The sequence below is a fragment of the Ephemeroptericola cinctiostellae genome (assembly GCF_003339525.1).
Classification (GTDB): domain Bacteria; phylum Pseudomonadota; class Gammaproteobacteria; order Burkholderiales; family Burkholderiaceae; genus Hydromonas; species Hydromonas cinctiostellae.
This window is the reverse complement of sequence record NZ_CP031124.1, coordinates 2,628,764-2,649,356: the sequence shown is the minus strand read 5'-3', so window position 1 is coordinate 2,649,356 and position 20,593 is coordinate 2,628,764. Positions and strand designations below refer to the sequence as shown.

Below are 20,593 nucleotides of genomic sequence, written 5' to 3'. Positions count from 1 at the left end.
GCCCCTCCATCCAGATTTTATAAAAATTTAACTTGTTTTGGCTTGTTGTTTTGAATCAATTAAACCAATGCCTCTTGATTGTTAAGCAAAGAATGTTTCGGTTGCTTCCAGAAACCGATTGATTGTCCAACAACAATCGTTTTTTGCACCTTTGCTTTAGAAGCGTGGTCTAGGTTAAAGTGACCGCCACGTGACTCTTGACGCATTGAGGCACTGTGAAGAATAAGATAGGCCGCGTCGTAAATGTTTTTTAAGCGCAAAGCTTTGCCATAAGGCAATGATTTTCGACCGCCCATTTTCATTTTTTCCAAATGCTTTAGACCCGTTCGAATGCCCAGTGTACTTCTTACGATGCCTGCATGATCCCACAGTACGGTCATTAGGTCTGACGTGAGTTGCGGGGTGAAATGGCTTTCAATGATGGCTGGAACGTGAATCTCTTCTCGCAAGGCCAATGGTGTTTCTGAGTCCATGATGGCTTGTGCACATGCTTTACCCATGACAACGCATTCAAGAAGTGAGTTGCTGGCCAAGCGATTGGCGCCATGAAGGCCGCAATTGGCGACCTCTCCAATTGCAAATAAACCTTTGACTCGTGTTTGTCCTGTGACATCAGTGGCAATGCCACCGCAGGTATAGTGAGCTGCTGGTGATACAGGGACTCTTGTTTTTGAGAGGTCACATCCATATTGTTGGGTGATTTCCACTAAGTTAGGAAAATGCTGTTCAACAAAAGCTGAACCTTTATGGCTGATGTCCAGCCACACATATGCGGATTGATGCGCAGCCATTTCAGAGTAAATCGCTCGTGCCACAATGTCGCGCGGCGCAAGTTCCTCTTGAGCCGCATACTGGCTCATGAAACGTTCATCTTGGGTGTTGTACAAATACCCACCCTCACCACGTACGGCCTCAGTGATTAAACTGACCACCTTGTTTTCAGATTGCAATGCGGTTGGATGAAATTGAATGAATTCTAAATTCTCTATGTCTGCACCAGCCCGCCAAGCCATTGCGATTGCTTCTCCCTTGCTGGCATTTGGGTTGGTGGCATAGGGATACAGGCCTGTGATTCCGCCAGTGGCCAAAATGATGTTCGGTGCACTAAATACGGCGACATCACCATCTGCAAGGCTTTCTGCGATGACTCCTGAAACGGTTGTCCCATCAGAAATGATTTCAATGGCTTCATGTTGTCTGATCCACACAACATTGGGCAGTAGTGCGACTTTTGCCTGTAAGGCTTGCATGATGCCCCGCCCCGTCATGTCATCCACATGAGCCACACGTCGTTCCGAATGGCCGCCTTCACGTGTCAAATGGATGTCACCATTTTCACGGGTGAATGGCACGCTCATGTCAATCAGCCACTGCAAAACTGATGGCCCTTCTCCGATGATGTGGCGCACAGCCTGCTCGTCACACAGGCCATCACCCGCGATGAGCGTATCTTGTACGTGTTTCTCAACATCGTCTTCTATTGAAAAAACAGCAGAAATACCGCCCTGTGCCCAATAGCTGGAGGGCTCGTTGTATTTGCTGCGCGATATGACACCGACCTTAATGTTTTCTGGCAAATGCAACAACAGGGTTAAAGCAGCCAAACCTTCACCCACAACAATTAAATCAAATTTCATACGCTCTCTCTCTTTTAAATTAAATTTCAACCCAAAACCCACACACCATCTCGCCGTCCGCCACCATGGGTGCACCTGTTCGATGCACCTTGAGCCTTGCTTGTCGCAGCAGCCGCTCGATGCCAACCGAGCCGACTGCGATGAGGCGTTTTGCACCGCAGGTTTTGGCGTATTTAACGGTTTGGTGAATAAGGGCGATGGCTGCGGGCGCGACGTGTGCGCCTGCCATACTCATGGAAGGGCTGTGAAAATCAATGGTGGAGAAGCGTGAGATCTCCCAGATGTCGGGTGAGTTTGGAATGCTTTGTCCGTTGAGCAGCTGCGGGAACACCTCCCCCAGCAGGTACGGCGATGTGGTCGGCAGCAAGCGGGCGCAGCCGCAGATGTGGCCAGCATTGTCTTTGACGACGATGTATCTGGTGTCGGGGCGGTCAAACTGATCGCGCTCGATGCCGCTTTGTGTGGGCAGTGACCAGCCGAGTGTTTCGATAAAGACTTTGTGACGATAGGCCGATAACTGGCTAAAATCGTTGTCGCTGAACTCGTGTGTCATTCCCAATGATATGTTCATGCCCTCTGCTCCACGCAATAAATTTAGTGTAGGTGGCATTAAACAGGAATTTTTTGCTTTGCGATATTGTCAGAGTTGACAGTGACTTTTGTGCAATTTACTGGTAGCGCTGGTTGATAAATGTTGTCACGGTGATTTGCCAAGGGATGGTTTGAATGTATTCTGCAAGCCATGCTTCGCTTTGCGTCTCGCCAACATCCTGTGGTGAGTCGCTGGTTTGAACACCTGCCATCAGCATGAGGTTGCTGCGCACGGGACTGATGCAGGTGATGCCTTGCGGGTGATTTGCGCCACCGATCTGCCAATCCCAGCCGATACTTATGGCTGGGATGGTGTCGCTGACCCATTCGGTATAACCCGTGATCTCTGTGATGCCCGCTGCATGTGTGATTGGAGGCGTTGGATTGTCATCGAGCCCTGATGTGCAGTGACGGAGGGGGATTTCGTGTAGCAGGGACAATGTGAGCCGCACATAGCCGTCATCGGATAACATGAACATGGAATGCCTTTTTTATGTTGAGGTTGTTTTCTGTTGAATCGCAAATCAAAAGTCTATTTTGTGGTTATTCTAAGCCTCGATGTGCATTTGTGAACGGGAAAGCCCATAAAAAACATAGGAAAAAATTTGCACAGCAGCACATTGAATGACTGACGAATTCAACTTTTGGGCATGTGATTGAGCATGCGAACCTGTATTTTAGCAATGGGGCACGTGAACCATCACGGGTTGACGCTTATTTGGGCATGACAGCATTGACAGTGTGGCTGGGGGTGGGTAGACTATGGATAAGTGGTATTTGTATTTATTTATTTGTGTTGTTTTTTTGGATTGGCAGCGCACACGTGTTTGAGGAAAGAAATGTCAAATCGATTGGAGTTGGGGGCGTTCTCTTTTGCTAAGGATGAGCACGAACTGCTTGTGTTGTTGGCCTCTGCGACCCAAGAGTTGGGTTTTGACCACTATAGTTACGGTGTTCGTTTGCCTTTGCCGAAATCTCAACCGAAAACTTTGATTTTCAGTAACTACAGTAAGCGATGGTATCAACGTTATGTTCGAGAAAACTATGTGGGCATTGATCCAACGGTCCAGCATGGGCTCCGCTCGGTGTTGCCTTTGCAGTGGTCCAGCCAAACCGCACAAGAGTGTCCGGAGTTTTGGGAGGAAGCTGCGGCTCATGGTTTGTGCACGGGCTGGGCACAGTCGTGCTTTGGCCCCTCGGGAATGATTGGGATGCTGACTTTTTCCCATTCAAATGCCACTGTACCGAGCCAAGCTCAAGAGCGAGACATGCGGGTATTGAATCAAGTCATGCACGAGAGAATGACACATGTGTTGACAGTGCAAAACATAATGGATGAAGTGATACTTTTAAATCCAAGGGAATTAGAGGTTTTGCGTTGGGCGGCTGATGGCAAAACCTCCGCCGAGGCTGGGGATATTTTGAATTTATCTGAGCGAACGGTGAATTTTTATATGGGTCATGTGTTGGACAAGCTGGGGGTGACCAATAAAACGGCTGCCGTTGTGAAGGCCATCGCATTGAATTTGATTTAGATGAAATGCGGATAATGCAGATGACTAAGGGTGTGTTGAAGTCATTAAAAATAAGAAAGCACAACATAAGAAAATAACAAAGTGATACATGGTTGACCCATTGATTTCAGTTATAGTAGAAGTGGTTATTTTTCTACAGGACAACCCATGAACATCAATGACATCCGTAAAAACGCTTTTGCCATGCCCATGACCTGCCCCTCATATCCGCGTGGCCCTTATCACTTTCGCAATCGCGAATATTTAATCATCAGTTATCACACCGACGTGGAGGCCTTGCGTGCTGTTGTGCCTGAGCCTTTACAAATCGATCCCGCAAATCCTGTGGTGCATTATGAATTCATCCGCATGCCCGACTCATCTGGATTTGGCAATTACACTGAATCGGGGCAGGTGATTGGCGTGATCGACATGGATGGCAAACATGCCAATTACACGCACAGCATGTATTTGGATGACGATGCACCGATCGCAGGTGGGCGTGAAATTTGGGGATTTCCAAAGAAATTGGCTTCGCCAACCCTCAATGCAGACAAAGACACACTGATTGGCACTTTGAACTATGGTTCGGTGCGTGTGGCGAATGGCACGATGGGTTTTAAACACATTGCGCTTGAAACTTCGCCCGAAGCCGATAAAATGATGCAAACGCCCAATTATTTGCTCAAAATCATTCCGCATGTTGATGGTTCACCGCGCATTTGCGAGTTGGTGCGCTACCATTTGAACAATGTGGATGTGCTGGAAGCGTATACAGGGCCTGCCGCATTGGAGTTGTTCAGCCATGTCCTGGCGCCCGTCGCCGACTTGCCTGTGCGTAAAATAGTCGGTGCGAAACATATCATCGCCAATTTAACTTTGGGTTTAGGTGAAGTGGCATTTGATTACTTACAACAGTAAAATGGCTTTATTAACATGGCTTTATGTTTTTTTACATCAGTGATTAATTTTTTATAAGGGTCTATCATGAGTTTAGTCGGAAAAGTCGCTCTCGTTACGGGTGCAGCCAGTGGCATTGGTGAGCAATGTGCAAAAACTTTGGCGAAGGATGGCGCCGCAGTTGTCATCGCGGATTTGAATCTGGACGGGGCAAAAGCTGTCGCGCAAAGCATCATCGATGCGGGTGGCCAAGCCATCGCGGTGAGCATGAACGTCACCTCTGAAGACGAAGTCAACGCGGGTATTAAGCAAGCGGTGGATGCATTTGGCAGCATCGATGTTTTGGTGTCCAATGCAGGCATTCAAATTGTTCACCCGATTGAAGAATACCCATTCGAAGATTGGAAAAAAATGATGTCGATTCATGGCGACGGTGCATTTTTGACGACCAAAGCCGCATACACGCACATGAAAGCTTCAGGCCGTGGCGGTCAAATCATTTACATGGGTTCTGTGCATTCGCATGAGGCATCTAAGCTGAAATCCGCTTACGTGTTTGCCAAACATGGTGTGCTTGGTCTCGCGCGCGTGATCGCGAAAGAGGGCGCACAATACGGCATCCACAGTTACACCGTGTGCCCCGGTTTTGTGCTCACACCTTTGGTGCAAAAGCAGATCCCTGAGCAAGCGGCGGCTTTAAACATCACTGAAGAAGAAGTGATTAAAAATGTCATGCTCAAAGAAACGGTGGACGGTAAATTCACCACGGTCGATGATGTTGCCAACCTTGTGACCTATTTGGCAAATGACAGCAATGGCGCGTTGACAGGGCAATCAATTGATGTGAGTCATGGCTGGTGCATGCTGTAAAAATGCATGGCGGTGTTGGCGTGTGTTTTCACCGCGAAATAACAATTGGATTTGTGTTTGTTTGATGTGAGATGGTTTGTGCCGCGCGCATGTGCATGAGTTCATCAAAGTGTTTGTTTATCAAAGCAAAATCAAAGCAAAATCAAAACCAACAATAAAAAAACCGCTGATTACTCAGCGGTTTTTTTATTGTTTATCTTCAGACCCATCATCCCATGCCGAACTTGGGCCACTGCCTTCTTTGTACGTGACCTTCATCTCCATGGGCTGATGTGTCGCCTCAACCAAAATCAAGCGATCAATGTTTGGGTGAGCGCCTGGTGTGGCGCGCGCTACTGTGGTGTGCTCCGCAAACAGCTCCAAACCGCGACGGGCGGCAGCCAAATCAAGAGTACCCATGGTTTTGAACAGGTAAAAATACAGCGCCAAAGAGCCTTTTTGCCCTTCGGTATTACTGACCGTGCCTTGCAGCTGGTCATCTTGGTAAAAATCAATTTTTTCCACGCCATCAATGCTCGGAAACTGTTCAAGGTTTTCTTTAAAAACGGTGCTGGTTTTGAGTAACATGGTTTTTCCTTTAAAAATGATTAAGGGGGCACTTGAGTGCATTCAAATTTTTCAACAAGACCTTCTAACAAAACGCTGCGTTTTAATCAGGAGGCAAGTTGACTTGCTTGTGTTTTAGCTGCTGGCGCGCAAAATCAAATCAATGTACGCCGCACTGTCGGGTTCGCGCTTGTCGCGCTGAGCCTGCCACAGCACTTGACCTAAGCACTCCATCACGACGTGTTGCGCTGCATGCTCATCATCCAGCTTTTGCGCCAGTTTATCATAAGCCGCACGAATGCCAATGGGTTGATTGATGGACAATTGTTCGCTGATTGACAAGTGCATGGACAGGTGAAGAAAGGGATTGCTTTCGCCTGCCTCGGGTGGAAATTGCGCTGCTTCCAAGGCTTCAATCGGACCATTGAGCACCGCGTGGTATTCTGGATGCTGCCGCATCCAATGCGTGGCGATGCTTTCGATGGGGGCAAGTGCCTCATTTTTCAGTGATTTGTGCCATGCATGATAAAAAAACTGGCGGACTTCGGCAAGGGTGGGGTTAAAAAACATGGGGCATTCACAAATCAGCCTAAAGATTTTATGAGAACGCCACATAAAATCAAAAGGTTTGGGTTTAAACAAGAGGACTCTTATAAAAGAGTTGCAAAATATTTTGAAACACGTTATAAAGTCATAAGTTTACACGAAGCATCTGGTGCATGTTTTGATTGCGCGATGTGCGTGTGTAAAATATTGATGTGTTTTTTATTGTTCTCGAAAAGAATCTAGGTCATGCGCGCTTCACAATCTTTTTATTTCTGGCACTTTACTCGAACTGGCGGTCTGTCTGTTCGGTGAGCCTTGCGCGACCGAAATTTGTCAAACCGCTAATGTGAATTAGCGGTTTTTTTGTTTGTATGTTTAATTTTTTGTATTGGCTGGTCCATTTAAAACTCGAAAAGCAGCATGTTGTGCGCCTGTGGTGTACCTGCACTTTTCCCCTATTTTGAAAAGAAAAATCATGATTCGTACCGATGACACCCGCATTAAAGAATTAAAAGAACTTTCACCGCCTGTAACGATGATGGATGAGTTTCCTCTGAGCGAAGCCGTGGCCAATGTCCCCTTTCAGTCACGAGCAGCCATTCATCGCGTATTGCATGGCGCAGATGATCGGCTTGTGGTGGTGATTGGGCCATGCTCCATCCATGACCCTGAAGCCGCTTTGGATTACTGCCAACGCTTATTGGCGCAACGTGAAGCATTCAAGGACACATTGGAAATCGTCATGCGGGTGTATTTTGAGAAACCACGTACGACAGTGGGCTGGAAGGGTTTAATTAATGACCCGCATCTGGATGAAACATTTGACATCAACACAGGTCTGCGCATGGCGCGTGAACTGTTGCTAAAAATCAACACAATGGGCATGCCTGTTGCCGTTGAATTTTTGGACATGATCACACCGCAATACATTGCGGACCTCGTCAGCTGGGGCGCGATTGGCGCACGCACAACCGAGTCACAGGTGCACCGTGAATTGGCATCGGGCTTGTCATGCCCTGTTGGTTTTAAAAATGGCACCGATGGCAATGTCAAAATCGCAGTCGATGCCACTTTGGCGGCGCAACGTCCGCACCACTTTTTGTCGGTGACCAAAAGTGGTCTGGCGGCGATTGTTTCAACTGAGGGCAATGAAGACGGCCACGTCATTTTGCGCGGTGGCAAAAAACCGAATTACGATGCTGAAAGTGTGGCTGAAGCCTGCGCACAAATCAGTAAAGCAGGTTTGGCGAAAAAAGTCATGGTCGATGCATCGCATGGCAACAGTGAGAAAAAACCAGAAAATCAAATCCCCGTGTGCGCTAACATCGCAGCGCAAATCGCCTCGGGTGACGAATGTATTTTTGGTGTGATGATTGAATCCAATATTGTCGGTGGACGACAAGACCTCGTGGCGGGCGCAACACTGACCTATGGCCAAAGCGTGACGGACGGTTGCATTGATTGGGATGCTTCAATTGATGTTTTACATGGTTTGTCGGAGGCGGTTAAAGCGCGTCGTGAATTGAAGCGCAACAACTTTGCCGAGCAATAAATGCATGACATGACCGTAGGGTCGGAACCACGCTTTATGCATCTGAAGTCACCGAGTGTAGTAGGTATTTTGTGGAGTGAGTTGAATGTCTCAAATTAAAGTATTTGGCTTGAAAACGCACCTCATGCCGTTGCGTGTGCAATTGTCTGATGTCATTCACTCATGTGTCGTCGATGCATTGCAATTTCCCGCAGATAAACGGGCGCATCGATTCATTCATTTGGATAAAGACGATTTTCTTTACCCAAGCGGCCGCAGCGAAGCGTACACCATCATTGAAATCACCATGATGACAGGGCGCACAAAAGAGGCACGCAAAGGATTGATTCGCTTGCTGTTTGACCGAGTCGAAGCCCAATTGGGCATCCGCCAACATGATCTGGAGATTTGCATCATTGAAAGCCCCCCTGAAAACTGGGGTTTTCGTGGTCAGCATGGTGACGAAGTGGTTTTAAACTATAATATCAATGTCTAACTTTTTGGAGAATTCACATGACAAAACAAATCATTCACACCAGCAATGCACCCGCAGCGATTGGTCCTTATTCACAAGCGGTTAAAGTAGGCAATATGGTGTTCACGTCAGGTCAACTGGGGCTTGACCCTGTGACGGGTGAACTGGCCAGCGGTATTGAAGCGCAAGCTCACCAAGCGTTCAAAAATTTAGAAGCCATTTTGACTGAGGCTGGCGGCTCATTGGCCAATGTCGTCAAGTTCACTTTGTTTTTGACCGATTTGGCTGATTTTGCAGCAGTCAATGCCATCATGGCGCAATACGTTCCCGAGCCATTCCCCGCGCGTTCAACCGTTGGTGTGGCCAGTTTGCCTAAAGGCGGAATCTTTGAAGTTGAGGCCGTTGCACAAGTGTAAGCACCATTGTAATGGTGTACACCGCATCAAAAAAAGCCGCTTCAGCGGCTTTTTTAGTTAAAGAGAAGCGCGACCATGAGGAATTGGTCGCGCTTTCTTGTTCTACATTATTGAGCTTTTGTTTTTTTGCTCGTTTTTATATGCGCAATCTAAGTCGCGCGTTTGTCTCCTACCATGCTCCTTCCGAAAATTCTTTGCCAATCTGGGGATGGCGCCGCATTTTGAAAATTGCCGACATCAAGTTCCTTTGTCTTCTATAAGACTGAACTGAATGTGGCGCAACTATAACAAGCTTATGCACCGAGTGCAAGCAAAATAATGGAGAAAAATGGGGTTTTCGATGTTGCGTTGCAATATGTGTATAGTGCTTCACGTCAGATAAGCTGGACTTTTGGGGGTAATGCAGTCGCCTTTGATGAAGTCGAGCATTGAAACGCTGCACCAACTTGGGCTTCGCTTTAAAAGGAAGCCCAATGTTTTTAAATGATGCATTGCCGCATTTGAATGCGATTTATTTTTAGTTTTTTTGCCTAAAAAGCAAGTTGTTTACGGTGTTTTTTTGGAAAAAAGTTTGCTTTCCGTGCCGTCAGCCAATTGGCTGATGTTGCCACGGTGGCGCCAAAACAACAAACCCACCATGATCAGCATCCATACCATCCACATGCCTGCTCCCCAATTATAGGTGAGTACAATCAATGTAACCACGCTGGCGGTCAATGACGATGCGGATGAGTAACGGGTCAACAGCGCAACCACCAACCAAGCCAACATCGTGATGCCACCGACGGCGGGAAATAAGCCCAAAATCGCACCCAGAAAAGTGGCCACACCTTTACCGCCTTTAAAGCCGAAGAAAATCGGATACAAATGCCCTAAAAATGCCGCCAGAGCAATGGCGCACAAGGCCGCCACAGGCAGATCAGTGAACTGCTTGGCGAGCATGACAGGTAAAAAACCTTTTAAGGCATCACCCAGCAACGTCAGCAAAGCAACGGTTTTTCGCCCTGAGCGGAGCATATTGGTCGCCCCAGGATTATTTGAACCATACGAGCGGGGATCCGCCATACCAAATGCTTTTGACAACACAATGGCGAAAGAAATTGAGCCCAATAGGTAAGCGGCAGCGATCCAAAAAAGAGTGGTCATGGTGAAGTCACATAAAGTTGATGTTGGGTAATGTAATGGGCAACCGAAGGCGACAGAGCGCTGATTGAATCCGCTGTTTGTCCGCCTGAAATTGCCGCACGAATGTCGCTGGATGATACCGCAATTGGATCAAATTCAAAAGGAATAAAGCGCCCTTGTAACGATTCGCGCCAACGTCCATCCAAGCACACCCGTTGCGCATAAACCCCATTGAGGGGGGCGGGCAAATCAGCCGCAGTCACTTCAGCTCCCGCCCGCTGTACCACGGCGATGTGTGCCAAATCGAGCAAGTGTATCCATTCTCGCCACGTGGTTAAATTGCGCAACTGGTCTGAGCCCATCACCCAAACCAAAGGTGAATCAGGGAATCGAGCGCGCAATGTGCTCAAGGTATCGATGGTGTAGCTCGCTTGAGGTAAATCAATTTCCAATGTCTCTATCGACAACGGATACGGCTCATCACGCCCACACCGCTTCGTTTGCACTTCGTCCGCCATGGCCGCACGCAGCATCGCCAAGCGGTGCACAGCAGGTAAAACGTGGGGCTTTTGCCAAGGTTGTCCAGCAGGGATCATCAGCAACTCAGCCAAATGCAGCCGCTCACAGGCCGCATGCGCCAAGGCAAAATGGGCGCGGTGTGGCGGATTAAAAGTGCCGCCGAAGCAGCCAATGGGCGGGTTCAAATCCATCATGCCAACCAATCACGCACGGGCAAAAAATCAGTCAACAACGCCGCTTCAGCCGAACCCGCCGCAGGCGTGTATTGATACGCCCAATTCGCCACCGGCGGCATTGACATCAAAATCGACTCTGTGCGACCACCGCTTTGCAAGCCAAAATGCGTGCCACGGTCAAACACCAAATTGAATTCCACATAACGGCCACGGCGGTAATTTTGCCAATTTTTATGCGACTCATCGTATGCATCATTCGCATGACATTGTGCAATTGGCACATACGCGCTTAAGAACGCATCGCCCACCGCACGGGTCGTGGCGAAAGCCGTCGCGACATCGGGCGCAGCGAAATCATCAAAGAAAATACCACCAATGCCGCGTGCCTCATTGCGATGTTTCAAGTAAAAATACTCATCACACCACTTTTTGAAACGTGGGTACAGTGCATCCAGCCCATCCGCATCGCTTGAAAAAGGCTGCAACGCATCAAAGCAGGTCTGGTGAAAATGCACACAATCCGCCTCAAAGCCATAATACGGTGTCAAGTCTATACCGCCGCCAAACCACATCACATCCTGCTCAGACGCATCACGCGCCAACGCCACAAAACAACGGACATTCATGTGCACCGTCGGCACAAAAGGGTTGCGCGGATGCAATACCAACGACACCCCCATTGCCGAAAAACCACGTCCAGCCAGCTCAGGGCGATGCGCCGTGGCAGAAGGCGGCAACGCCTTGCCCGACACTTGCGAAAAGGCCACACCGCCGCGTTCAAAAAACGAACCATTTTCGAGGATCGCCGTATTGCCGCGCCCCTGTAATGGAGACTCAGGCTCTTTCTGCCAAATGTCACGCGTGAAAGGCACCGTGTCCAGCGTTTCAAGCCCTGCCACAATGCGGTTTTGTAAATCACTGAAATAAGATTGGAGTTCGATTAACGTCGGGGTGGTCATGCGGATCTCATTAAAAAGAAATAAAACGTATTTTCGCATGAGTGTGGGGTGCATGGCGAAAGCTTTTGCTTCTGGTCAAGCGAAGTGCACTTTTTATCGTAAAGAAATTGTTGTGAAATAGCACGGGCAGCTTGTCATGTTATGTTTGAACAACAGAATCTGTGAAATGTCCGCCATAAAGGTTTTGATCATACACCCATATTGCTGCCTCACCTTGGCTTGACTTTTCATCTAATCCTATAGGATGATGTAGGCGCGGTTTGTTCAACTTTATAGGAGTCCATCATGGGCATTATATTAGAGCCATACTTGAGTTTCAACGACGGGCAATGCGCCGCCGCCATTGAGTTTTATCAAGCCGCATTTGGCGGCACAGCCGACATCATGCGAAAAGGTGACGCCCCCGTGCCGTGTGACGAAGCCCATAAAAACCACGTCATGCATTGTTATTTCAAATCAGGCAAGGTCAATTTTATGGCTTGCGATGGCATGTCGCAACAACCCTCAGTCATGGGCGACAACATCCACATGAGCCTCAACTTCACCGACGAAGCGGAACAAACCAAGCTATTTGAACACCTCAGCACAGGTGGCAAAATCACCATGCCGCTTGGTGACACTTTTTGGGGCGCACGATTTGGCATGTTAACGGATCAATTTGGCATCCATTGGATGTTCAATTGCAATAAAGCCACTGATTGATCGACTGTTTTATTTCAAATTTATTTCAAATGTGCAGGGCGGCTTTAAACGATGGGTGTCGATTTACTCGCGCCGCTCGCATCGCTAGCAAGTCATTCCCGCACAAAGAAGCGGGAATCCTGTAAATACGCACAACGGATCATGCCAATAAAAAAGCCCCAGAAGGGGCTTTTTTATTGGATGCAGTCAATGTTTTTGCGCTCTACATTCAACGTAAACCTCACCGAAACCTTTGACACTTAATCTTGTTGAATCCCAGCCAAAGACCACTCATTGGCGTGATTGCTCCACTTGGTGAAATGCCAAATCTCTGAAACCTCATCAGCTACAGCCTCATCATTCATCTTCAACTGACCTGTAAATCGAACTGAACCAATGTCGTGCGAACCTTCCGAGACCAAGCTCACCAAGGTCGCATCCAAACTCACCACTTGTGTGGTTTGCACCTCAGGGCCACGCTCCATGATTTGTAATTGCGCTTCTGCATACATTTCAGGCGTTAAAAAACGTCGCAAATCATCCATGTCTTTTTTATCATTCGCCGCTTGCAAGCGAATAAAAAAGCCTTTTGCTGTGCGTAAAAACTCTTCAGCATTCACATGCGTTGCTTGTTTAAGCGAACTTGTTGAACCAGGTGCCTGAAAAACATGAGGCGAGACGGGTGATGGGGGCTGCTCATGTTTAAAATGGGTTGAATTTTGAGAGGTCGGATAACCAGTAACATGTGCACCCGCTGTTTGAGGTTTTTGACGTTTAAACAGATTCAAGGCAAAACGAATCACAATAAATGCCAAAGCCGCCCACAACAGCATGCTCAACATGCTGGCCATGCTGTCACCCAAACCCAGATTGGATAGCAGTGCCGCAATCCCCAAACCCGCCGCAATGCCTGCAATAGGACCTAACCATTTACGTGCTGTACTGGGTTGTTGCACAGGGCTGGGCGTTACAGGGCTGGCCGCGTTTGTGGCAGCTTGAGGGCTGTTTTGAGGGGCTATTGTTTTTGTGCCTTGATTGAAACTGGGTGTGCTCAATTGTTCGCTGCTGCGTTGCATGCCGCTGGATTTTTTACCGCCCAAGCGTGCCGCATCAGCATCCGTCACCATGCCGATTAAACCCACTGCCGCCACACTTAAAGCCACCAACGAATGCTTCAAAAAAGATTTCATTAAAACCCCATAAAATAAACGCCGTGTATAAACGCACCACACCAGCAAACAACAATCAATAACAATTAACAATCAGAAAAAACATCAGTCGAAGCCGCATCATAAGCTAAAAAACAAAAACCTGCTGATGCCCATTAAAAGCACAGGCACACAGGCACACAGGCACACAGGCACACAGGCACACAGGCACACAGGCACACAGGCACACAGGCACACAGGCACACAGGCACACAGGCACACACAGGCACACAGGCACACAGGCACACAGGCACACAGGCACACAGGCACACAGGCACACAGGCATACAGGCATACAGGCACACAGGCACACAGGCACACAGCACACAGGCACACAGGCACACAGGCACACAGGCACACAAGCACACAAGCACAGGCACGCATCACGCCAATCGCAATCGCATTTTGTGAATCGCCTTCATTGGAGCTGTTTGCTTAAAGACGTGTTGGACATTTCTTCTTAAAAAGCACCGCATCTTTTGTTTAATCAACAGCGCCGACGATTTTTAGGCTTGATCAATGAAAAGTAGTTTTTTTCATTCGTTTAGCGATCAGCTGAAACCCTCCGCTGAGGCCATCAGGTCGATGAGTCCTCAATGCTTTTCTCATACAGGTGAATGCAATGAATCGGAATGTAAGCCAGCGCAAAACACGGTACGCACAGCAAAATCCACCACCAAGAATCAAAATAATGCACCGCATAAAACGGCAAACCAAGAAAAAACAAGCCCCACGCCAGCGCCAAAGCGGCAGGCAACATTACGATCGCCTGAACCAACGCGACAAAACATAAGCTAAGCAACATCAAGCCCAATACGGCGACAACGCCCCAGCCGATAATTGTCCATACGGTTCCCATGTGTACAACTCCTTTTTTCAATGAGACTTTTTTCAATGAGACATAAGCTCAGTTTATTTTATTTCTCATGACCCTCAGATGATCATCAGAGGGTTCGTCATTCCCGCGCAGGCGGAAATCCAATTAAATGCGCAGCATTTGTGATGAACCCAACTGATCTCGCATCCAAGGTGCGCGACGCGCCCTACTGGATTCCCGCCTGCGCGGGAATGACGACATGAGCGCATCATGATTTTTTGCTTCGTTTGGGTTTGGCGGGGGCGTCGGCAATCAGGCGATGGGTGTAGGTTTGATACAAATCGAATAAAAATGCGACGCGTTGACTGTCGGATGTGCCTTTGAAGCCATACGCCGCATCCACCGCTTTATCGAGCGCGGCGTGGGCTTTGACCAAATTCGCGGGCATCGTCAATGGATCGTACAAATCAGCCAATGACGCATCAGGGTGCGCAGCGCGGGCATCCAGCACGGCTTGCGCAGCGGATTCAATTTTGGCTTTTTTTTGCAGCCACGCCTTTGCGTCGTCATGTCCTTTTTTTCCGTCACTCCTTTTTTCCGCGTCATTTTCGTTTTCCCCGTTCGAGGTTTTTGCCTCGGCTTTTCATTTCGATGAGGATGACGCCTTTCCAGAGCAGGTCGATGTAGCCGTTGGCGTCATCGATTTTTTTAACTTTGTGCTCAAATGTGCCGACGCGTTTGCGGGTGATGCCAAATACATTGAAAAATGCGTCGAGGAAGGGCTTTGCATCCGCTTCTTCGTTGTGGGTGTCCGCCCATTCTTTGGAGAACTTGAGGGCGCGGTCTTTGATTTCGTTCCAAGATAGGATGGTCATGTGGTGGTTGTTTCTTTTTTTATGGTTTCTGTGGGCTTGTTGCCCCACAATGTCCTGCTGTGCGGGAGATGTCGTATCAAGTGTGCATGATCGAATCGCTGTGGCTTTCGTCGTCAGAGTGCGTCATTACGTCATTGCTTTAAGTGCATATTTTAGTAAAAAAACGGTCATGTGCTGACCGTTTTTTTATGTATATTTAATACCTGATTGGTTTTAAATTGCTGCTGTTTTAAATCAAATCCACTGCGCGGTAACCGATGTCGTGGCGGTATTGCATGCCGTCGAATTGGATGCCTTTGATGTGCTCGTAAACGGCGGTTTGTGCTTCTTTGAGGGTTTTGCCGAGTGCGGTGACGCACAGGACGCGGCCGCCTGAGGTGACCATTTGGTCGTATTTGTCGGCTGTGCCTGCATGGAAGGTGACGCAGTTGAGCGTGTCGGCTGCGATGGTGATGACGTCATTTGCCCGTGGCGTGTTTGGGTAGTTGTGTGCTGCGAGCACGACGCCAAGGGAAACTTGTTTGTCCCAGTCGAGTTGAACTTGATTGAGTGTGCCTTTTGCGCCGTGGCTGAGGACTTCAAACAGGTCTGAGTTCAGGCGGCGGAAAATTGGTTGGGTTTCTGGGTCGCCCATGCGGCAGTTGAATTCGAGGGTTTTGATCGAACCATCGGCTTTGATCATGAGGCCTGCGTAGAGAAAGCCTGTGAATACGATGCCGTCTTTTTTCATGCCATCCAGTGTGGGCAGGATGATTTCGCGCATGGCACGGTCGTGAATCTCTGGCGTGACGACGGGGGCGGGTGAGTAAGCGCCCATGCCACCTGTGTTGGGGCCTTGGTCACCATCGAGCAGGCGTTTGTGGTCTTGGCTGGTGGCGAGCGGTAATGCGTGCTCACCATCGCAGAGGACGATGAAGCTGGCTTCTTCGCCATCGAGGAATTCTTCGATCACGACGCGTGCGCCCGCTTCACCGAGGCGATTGCCCGCGAGCATGTCGTCAATGGCGGTGTGCGCTTCGTCGAGGGTCATGGCGACCACAACGCCTTTGCCTGCGGCGAGGCCGTCGGCTTTGATGACGATGGGTGCGCCGTGAACATTAACGTAGTCGTGGGCGAGTGTGCTGTCGGTGAAGGTGTCGTAGGCGGCGGTCGGGATGTTGTGGCGCGCCATGAACGCTTTGGCAAATGCTTTTGAGCTTTCAAGTTGTGCAGCGGCTTGTGTGGGGCCGAAGATGGCCAAATCAGCCGCACGGAATGCGTCGACCACGCCTTTGGCGAGCGGTGCTTCTGGGCCGACGACTGTCAGTGCGATGTCGTTGGTTTGGGCAAATTTGACCAATGCGGCATTGTCAACTTGTGTGATGTTCTGGGTTTTGCCCATGCGTGCCGTGCCTGCGTTACCTGGAGCGACGAAGATTTGGCTGACGAGCGGTGATTGGGCTATTTTCCAAGCGAGGGCGTGTTCGCGGCCGCCTGAGCCGATGATGAGTACATTCATGGTATTTACTGTAAACGGTCGTGAAACCAAGTTGAACAAGGCGCCATTTTACTCGACTTGAGGTGCGTCGGCTTGACGTTCTTAAAAATAGGTGGAAAGTGGAGGATGTGAAAGGTACTTTTACTCGACAGAAATGCATGTTGTGCCTCGAAAACTTGCCACGCTCAAATTTTATGTGTTAGAATTGCGGTTCTTAAAAATAGGCGGTTAGCTCAGTTGGTTAGAGCGCCACGTTGACATCGTGGAGGTCGTTGGTTCGAACCCAATATCGCCTACCAATCACAAAATCGCGCCGCATCGTTTAGCGTCGTTTGATGTTAAAACCCACTGAATCAGTGGGTTTTTTCTTTTTTATCTGTCGTTCTGTGTCGTTTAAAATCGTTTAAGAGTTTGCATTATTGGGGTGTTTTGGTCAAAATATACCCCAATGACAAAAAAACATACCCCAAAAACAAGGCGAAAATGCTCACAGACCGCGAACTCAAAGGGCTTAAGCCCGATCAAAAGCAATATAAAAAATACGACAGTGATGGTCTTTTAATGATCGTTACCCCTGCTGGGGGTAAGCTTTGGCGATATCGTTACAAATTTGGCGGTAAAGATTTGATGATGGCGCTGGGTAAATACCCAGCGGTCAGCTTGTTGGATGCGCGGCGGTTGCGTGATGATTGTGCGCGGCTTTTGAGTGAGGGCAAAAATCCAGCAGACTTTAAGCGTGATGGCCGCATTGAAGCCGATGGGCTGCGCTTTGAGGTTGTGGCTCGCGAATGGCTTGAGAGCAATCGACCAAACTGGGTCGAGGCCTATTATTTGCGCACGCGGCGCATTGTCGTTGAAGATTTGGCGGCTGAATTGATCCGCCCGATTGACTCGATTGAGCCGCCGCATGTTTTAGCTGCGATGTTAAAAATTGAAAAACGCGGCTCAACTGAGACCGCGATCCGTGCGCGGGCGTTGGCCAGCCGTATTTTTTGCTACGCTATCGCGCGTGGTTATTGCAAATTTGACGCGGCTGCGCCGTTGAGCGGTGCGATCATCGCAAAGCCCGTCGTCAACATGCCCGCAATCACTGAGCCGCGCGAAATTGGGCGGCTGATGCGTAACATACGTGATTATCAAGGGTTTGCCGTGCGCAATTGTCTGCTTTTTAACGCTTACACGTTTATGCGCCCAGCCGAGGCGCGAATGTTGGAATGGGCGGAAATTGACTGGGATGCGCAGCGGATTGAGGTGCCAGCTGAAAAAATGAAAATGGATTTGCCGCTTGTTGTGCCTATGTCCGCTCAAGTTGTGGACTTGCTGCGGTCGATGCAGCAGGTGACGGGGCGTGACAAGTACGTTTTTGCATCAAAACAATCAAACGTTAAACATCGCAAGCCCATCTCAAATGCGACCGCGCTAAAAGCTTTGCGCTTGATGGGTTACAAGGCCGACGAAATGGTTGTGCACGGCCTGCGCTCGATGGCGTCCACATCACTTTATGAGTCAAATATGTGGCGCGGCGAAGTCATTGAACGACAACTTGCGCACGTTGAAAAAAACAAAGTCAAAGGCGCGTACAACCGTGCGATGTACATCGATGAGCGCACTAAAATGATGCAGTGGTACGCTGATTTTTTGGATGAATTGGCGGGTAAGTAAAAGCCCCTTTCGGGGCTTTTTTACAGGACTTTTAAGATTAAAGTCATAATAGTGGCGGTGATTGCTGCCACTGAGCCGATGAGAGCTGCGGCTATTTTAATTGGCTGCCAAAACATTTCGCTTTTCATTTTTGCGATCTCCACGTTGATTTTTCGTACTTCGGCTGGGTGTAATGTTTGCATCTCTAACTCCTTGTCTCCAAGACCCGCTTGGTCGGTTGGTGATTAAGTCAATCACCATGAGAAGAATTATACAGGCATCATTTTAATTTGTCAATACAAAATAAAACTATTCTTTGATGTTTAACTCTTTTTTTGCAACATCATTTAATGTTTTGGTCACCCAGCCTGATAAATTGCCGCCTGATTTTTGAGCGGCTTTTACCCAAAGTGATTTATCACTGGTCAAGGTTCTAACTTGCAGCCATGATTCTGCGGTTTCGTCTTTTTTGGCGTTTTTTTTGCCTGTAAGTCCGTGTGGTTTATCGGTCATTTTTTGCCTCTTTGACTGCGTTGTAAATAATGTTTGGGTGGATTATACACCTGTGGATTGTTGTTAAAATCCAATTTAGTTATATTGCTAAACTTTGCCGCATCATAAAAATGGCCGCGTCGTTTAAAGTCAGCCTCTATCTGCTTGTTCGAGTGCCCAGCATTTTTTAATCGTTTAACTTCGAGCCACAAAGCACGTTCCGCTTCATTAGGGACGAGTGATTTATCGCTCTGACGCTGCCAGCCGAATGGCGTGCCGCCCCAAACTTTACCCTTGCTTCGCTGGTGGGTCACCATTTGATTGATTTGCTCTGCAAGCATATCGCTCTCAAATTGCGCCACTGCTGCGAGCATGGTGAAAAATAATTGACCTATAGCGGTCGATGTGTCAATGGTCTGATCAACAATAATCAGCGATGCCCCAGCGCACTTAATTGTTTCGGCGATTTGCAGTACTTCTTTAACATTTCGCCCAAGTCTGGACAGTTTGCTAACAATAAAACGGGATTTTGGTTTGAGTAAAGCGAGGGCCGCGATCAATTGCACGCGCCCTTTGATGCTGCGACCCGATTTGCCTCGTTCTTCAAAAAAGCCAGTGACGTGCCCGCCATTGCGCACTGACCACTCTTTTAAGTGCAGGTCTTGCTGCTCAAGGCTTACGCCTTGAGTGGCTTGAAAATGACCTGACACCCTTGTATAAAGGATGTCTTCGTACATTACGACAATACCACGCCGCGAATGTCGCCGAAATCAATGATGCAGACATCTTGGCGTTGGTCACCCTTGCGCACTTGGCATTTTTTCATTAAAAGAGTTTTGAATCCGTCGATTTCATCGAGTTCTGGATTATAAGGGCATTCGTTGTAGTTTTTTGAGGTCTGAATAAAAGACTCGAAAGTGTCTGATGTGAAAACTACGTTAGCTTCACCATATTCGCCGCCCATGTAGCCATCAACGCCAAAGGCTTCGTCAAATAATTCTTCTATTTTTTCATTTGTGAGGTTTATTAAGTTGCGCATTTCTAACTCCTTGTCTCCAAGACCCGCTTGGTCGGTTGGTGATTAAGTCAATCACCATGAGAAGAATTATACAGGCATCATTTTAATTTGTCAATACAAAATAAATTAATTTTCAGCTTTTTTTGATGCTGAGTCAGATGGTAGGTTGTCGATAAAAGTTCGACACGCTTTGACACTGTACAGTCCCAGTGCGTCAGGCTTTGGTGCGCCGTTAAGTCCGAGGGTTTTACGCAGCTTTGTCAGTCCAACATCACCAAGTTTTGCGGGTAAATCCTTTTGTTTAACCCGTTCGTCTGCGGGTTCGTTTTTACTTTCGATGATTTTTCGCAGCCATGCAATGTCATCCTGCAGCGGTTTCACCGCCTCGGTGATGCCAGCACGCACTGCGTCTGCTATTGTTTGCTCAATGGCTCCCATTATTGGTCTCCTTCAGTTTTTTTAAACTCATACACCCAAACCCACGGGTTTTGATCCCACGACCCTGCGCCGTTGATTGATAGTGGAACGGCACATAATTTGATACACTGTAAGCATTTGATTTAAAACAAATATCAAATTA

The 20,593-nt window shown here is 48.3% G+C and carries 27 protein-coding genes and 1 tRNA gene; 10 read left to right on the top strand and 18 right to left on the bottom strand.

Going from position 1 to position 20,593, the window contains the following annotated elements; genetic code table 11:
• Positions 1–59: 59 nt before the first annotated feature.
• The 3 genes from nadB to DTO96_RS12180 form a co-directional block, all read right to left on the bottom strand.
• The gene (gene nadB / locus DTO96_RS12190) at positions 60–1,637 is read right to left on the bottom strand and encodes an L-aspartate oxidase (RefSeq protein ID WP_114563756.1); all 1,578 of its coding nucleotides are present in this window, start codon (positions 1,635–1,637) and stop codon (positions 60–62) included.
• Positions 1,638–1,656: 19 nt separating this feature from the next.
• Entirely contained in the window at positions 1,657–2,208 is a 552-nt protein-coding gene (locus DTO96_RS12185; RefSeq protein WP_114563755.1) for an acyl-homoserine-lactone synthase, read from the bottom strand.
• A gap of 97 nt (positions 2,209–2,305) precedes the next feature.
• A complete protein-coding gene (locus DTO96_RS12180) occupies positions 2,306–2,707 on the bottom strand; it encodes a DUF4902 domain-containing protein (RefSeq protein ID WP_114563754.1) in 402 nt (133 codons plus the stop codon).
• A 360-nt stretch (positions 2,708–3,067) separates the two neighbouring features.
• Here DTO96_RS12180 and DTO96_RS12175 point away from each other — a divergent pair, with 360 nt between their 5' ends.
• The 3 genes from DTO96_RS12175 (at position 3,068) to DTO96_RS12165 (ending at position 5,512) form a co-directional block, all read left to right on the top strand.
• Positions 3,068–3,763: a helix-turn-helix transcriptional regulator gene (locus tag DTO96_RS12175; RefSeq protein WP_114563753.1), complete on the top strand. Its 696-nt coding sequence runs from the start codon at positions 3,068–3,070 to the stop codon at positions 3,761–3,763.
• Positions 3,764–3,910: 147 nt separating this feature from the next.
• A complete protein-coding gene (locus DTO96_RS12170; RefSeq protein WP_114563752.1) occupies positions 3,911–4,663 on the top strand; it encodes an acetoacetate decarboxylase in 753 nt (250 codons plus the stop codon).
• 66 nt (positions 4,664–4,729) lie between these two features.
• Positions 4,730–5,512 carry a 3-hydroxybutyrate dehydrogenase gene (locus DTO96_RS12165; protein ID WP_114563751.1) on the top strand — a complete coding sequence of 261 codons (783 nt, stop codon included), beginning with the start codon at positions 4,730–4,732 and terminating at the stop codon, positions 5,510–5,512.
• Between the two features lie 186 nt (positions 5,513–5,698).
• On the opposite strand, the gene DTO96_RS12160 is transcribed toward DTO96_RS12165, so the two are convergent.
• Positions 5,699–6,079 (bottom strand): DUF2322 family protein, encoded by a 381-nt coding sequence (locus DTO96_RS12160; RefSeq protein ID WP_157964440.1) that lies wholly within the window; start codon positions 6,077–6,079, stop codon positions 5,699–5,701.
• A gap of 114 nt (positions 6,080–6,193) precedes the next feature.
• Positions 6,194–6,628 carry a DUF1841 family protein gene (locus DTO96_RS12155; RefSeq protein WP_114563749.1) on the bottom strand — a complete coding sequence of 145 codons (435 nt, stop codon included), beginning with the start codon at positions 6,626–6,628 and terminating at the stop codon, positions 6,194–6,196.
• Between the two features lie 451 nt (positions 6,629–7,079).
• Here DTO96_RS12155 and aroG point away from each other — a divergent pair, with 451 nt between their 5' ends.
• From aroG to DTO96_RS12805, 4 genes are all read left to right on the top strand, one after another.
• Positions 7,080–8,156 (top strand): 3-deoxy-7-phosphoheptulonate synthase AroG, encoded by a 1,077-nt coding sequence (gene aroG / locus DTO96_RS12150; protein ID WP_308418248.1) that lies wholly within the window; start codon positions 7,080–7,082, stop codon positions 8,154–8,156.
• Positions 8,157–8,241: 85 nt separating this feature from the next.
• A complete protein-coding gene (locus DTO96_RS12145) occupies positions 8,242–8,631 on the top strand; it encodes a tautomerase family protein (protein WP_114563748.1) in 390 nt (129 codons plus the stop codon).
• 17 nt (positions 8,632–8,648) lie between these two features.
• Positions 8,649–9,026 carry a RidA family protein gene (locus tag DTO96_RS12140; RefSeq protein ID WP_114563747.1) on the top strand — a complete coding sequence of 126 codons (378 nt, stop codon included), beginning with the start codon at positions 8,649–8,651 and terminating at the stop codon, positions 9,024–9,026.
• Positions 9,027–9,037: 11 nt separating this feature from the next.
• Positions 9,038–9,286 (top strand): hypothetical protein, encoded by a 249-nt coding sequence (locus tag DTO96_RS12805; RefSeq protein WP_192878997.1) that lies wholly within the window; start codon positions 9,038–9,040, stop codon positions 9,284–9,286.
• A 286-nt stretch (positions 9,287–9,572) separates the two neighbouring features.
• Here DTO96_RS12805 and plsY read toward each other — a convergent pair whose 3' ends face one another.
• Genes plsY through hemF form a run of 3 tightly spaced genes read right to left on the bottom strand, consistent with a single transcriptional unit; the run spans position 9,573 to position 11,805 of the window.
• A complete protein-coding gene (plsY, locus tag DTO96_RS12135) occupies positions 9,573–10,172 on the bottom strand; it encodes a glycerol-3-phosphate 1-O-acyltransferase PlsY (protein WP_114563746.1) in 600 nt (199 codons plus the stop codon).
• Complete coding sequence (nadD, locus tag DTO96_RS12130) at positions 10,169–10,864, bottom strand: nicotinate (nicotinamide) nucleotide adenylyltransferase (RefSeq protein WP_114563745.1); 696 nt, start codon at positions 10,862–10,864, stop codon at positions 10,169–10,171. Before nadD ends, plsY begins: the two co-directional genes overlap by 4 nt.
• The gene (gene hemF, locus DTO96_RS12125) at positions 10,861–11,805 is read right to left on the bottom strand and encodes an oxygen-dependent coproporphyrinogen oxidase (RefSeq protein WP_114563744.1); all 945 of its coding nucleotides are present in this window, start codon (positions 11,803–11,805) and stop codon (positions 10,861–10,863) included. The genes nadD and hemF overlap by 4 nt, the downstream gene beginning before the upstream one ends.
• Positions 11,806–12,090: 285 nt before the next feature.
• On the opposite strand from hemF, the gene DTO96_RS12120 reads away from it, so the two are divergent.
• The gene (locus tag DTO96_RS12120) at positions 12,091–12,507 is read left to right on the top strand and encodes a VOC family protein (protein WP_114563743.1); all 417 of its coding nucleotides are present in this window, start codon (positions 12,091–12,093) and stop codon (positions 12,505–12,507) included.
• 239 nt (positions 12,508–12,746) lie between these two features.
• Here DTO96_RS12120 and DTO96_RS12115 read toward each other — a convergent pair whose 3' ends face one another.
• The 5 genes from DTO96_RS12115 to purD form a co-directional block, all read right to left on the bottom strand.
• The gene (locus DTO96_RS12115) at positions 12,747–13,676 is read right to left on the bottom strand and encodes a Tim44 domain-containing protein (protein ID WP_114563742.1); all 930 of its coding nucleotides are present in this window, start codon (positions 13,674–13,676) and stop codon (positions 12,747–12,749) included.
• A 594-nt stretch (positions 13,677–14,270) separates the two neighbouring features.
• Entirely contained in the window at positions 14,271–14,552 is a 282-nt protein-coding gene (locus tag DTO96_RS12105) for a hypothetical protein (RefSeq protein WP_114563740.1), read from the bottom strand.
• Between the two features lie 226 nt (positions 14,553–14,778).
• On the bottom strand, positions 14,779–15,042 hold the full coding sequence (locus tag DTO96_RS12100) for a type IIL restriction-modification enzyme MmeI (RefSeq protein ID WP_308418254.1): 264 nt from the start codon (positions 15,040–15,042) through the stop codon (positions 14,779–14,781).
• A 70-nt stretch (positions 15,043–15,112) separates the two neighbouring features.
• Positions 15,113–15,385 (bottom strand): type IIL restriction-modification enzyme MmeI, encoded by a 273-nt coding sequence (locus DTO96_RS12095; protein ID WP_225972513.1) that lies wholly within the window; start codon positions 15,383–15,385, stop codon positions 15,113–15,115.
• Between the two features lie 229 nt (positions 15,386–15,614).
• A complete protein-coding gene (gene purD / locus DTO96_RS12090; protein WP_114563738.1) occupies positions 15,615–16,883 on the bottom strand; it encodes a phosphoribosylamine--glycine ligase in 1,269 nt (422 codons plus the stop codon).
• 201 nt (positions 16,884–17,084) lie between these two features.
• Between purD and DTO96_RS12085 the strand changes: the two genes are divergently transcribed.
• Together DTO96_RS12085 and DTO96_RS12080 are read left to right on the top strand one after the other, a co-directional pair.
• Positions 17,085–17,161, top strand: a tRNA-Val gene (locus DTO96_RS12085).
• Positions 17,162–17,345: 184 nt separating this feature from the next.
• Positions 17,346–18,524, top strand: a complete 1,179-nt coding sequence (locus tag DTO96_RS12080; RefSeq protein ID WP_157964439.1) for a tyrosine-type recombinase/integrase — start codon at positions 17,346–17,348, stop codon at positions 18,522–18,524.
• Between the two features lie 20 nt (positions 18,525–18,544).
• Here the strand turns inward: DTO96_RS12080 and DTO96_RS12800 are convergent, their stop codons facing one another.
• The 5 genes from DTO96_RS12800 to DTO96_RS12060 all read right to left on the bottom strand — a co-directional run bounded on the left by DTO96_RS12800 (position 18,545) and on the right by DTO96_RS12060 (position 20,451).
• Positions 18,545–18,706, bottom strand: a complete 162-nt coding sequence (locus DTO96_RS12800; protein WP_192878996.1) for a hypothetical protein — start codon at positions 18,704–18,706, stop codon at positions 18,545–18,547.
• A gap of 106 nt (positions 18,707–18,812) precedes the next feature.
• Positions 18,813–19,016, bottom strand: a complete 204-nt coding sequence (locus DTO96_RS12075; RefSeq protein WP_114563736.1) for a hypothetical protein — start codon at positions 19,014–19,016, stop codon at positions 18,813–18,815.
• Entirely contained in the window at positions 19,013–19,732 is a 720-nt protein-coding gene (locus DTO96_RS12070) for a recombinase family protein (protein ID WP_114563735.1), read from the bottom strand. Before DTO96_RS12070 ends, DTO96_RS12075 begins: the two co-directional genes overlap by 4 nt.
• Positions 19,732–20,034 carry a hypothetical protein gene (locus DTO96_RS12065; RefSeq protein WP_114563734.1) on the bottom strand — a complete coding sequence of 101 codons (303 nt, stop codon included), beginning with the start codon at positions 20,032–20,034 and terminating at the stop codon, positions 19,732–19,734. The genes DTO96_RS12070 and DTO96_RS12065 overlap by 1 nt, the downstream gene beginning before the upstream one ends.
• Before the next feature lie 105 nt (positions 20,035–20,139).
• Positions 20,140–20,451: a hypothetical protein gene (locus tag DTO96_RS12060; protein ID WP_114563733.1), complete on the bottom strand. Its 312-nt coding sequence runs from the start codon at positions 20,449–20,451 to the stop codon at positions 20,140–20,142.
• Between the last annotated feature and the right edge of the window lie 142 nt (positions 20,452–20,593).